The organism is Microbacterium ureisolvens, from assembly GCF_019511645.1.
In the GTDB taxonomy this organism is placed as follows: Bacteria; Actinomycetota; Actinomycetes; order Actinomycetales; family Microbacteriaceae; genus Microbacterium; species Microbacterium ureisolvens_A.
In genome coordinates this window covers 1-387 of sequence record NZ_JAEUAX010000043.1, presented here as the reverse complement: position 1 = coordinate 387, position 387 = coordinate 1, and the positions used below count along the sequence as shown (strand labels likewise).

General features: G+C 61.5%; 1 protein-coding gene. It reads left to right on the top strand.

What is annotated here, in order from left to right; genetic code table 11:
* Window positions 1-132 precede the first annotated feature (132 nt).
* Window positions 133-387 (top strand): 2-dehydropantoate 2-reductase N-terminal domain-containing protein (locus tag JNB61_RS19900; RefSeq protein WP_275952232.1); only part of this gene is annotated, 255 nt, incomplete at its 3' end.

The following is a 387-nucleotide window of genomic DNA, read 5'->3' as shown; positions in this document are numbered from 1 at the left end:
ACCGCTGGGAGACGTATGCCCCGCGCCGTACCGAAACGCTCGGCGGCAGCGGTGGCGCCAGCATGTAATTCAGTCCGGCGCGGTGTATTTGCGGCGACCGCGCAGGCGCTTTCTTAATCTTTAAATGTTCGTATGAAAATCACCATCATCGGTAGCGGTTATGTCGGTCTGGTCACCGGCGCGTGTCTGGCGGAGCTGGGCAACGATGTGTTCTGCCTCGACGTCGACCAGAAGAAGATCGACCTGCTCAACGCCGGCGGCGTGCCCATCTACGAACCCGGTCTGAAAGAGCTGATCGAGCGTAACCGTGCGGCTGGCCGCATCCAGTTTTCGACCGATGTGGCTGCCAGCGTGGCGCACGGCGACGTGCAGTTCATCGCTGTGGGC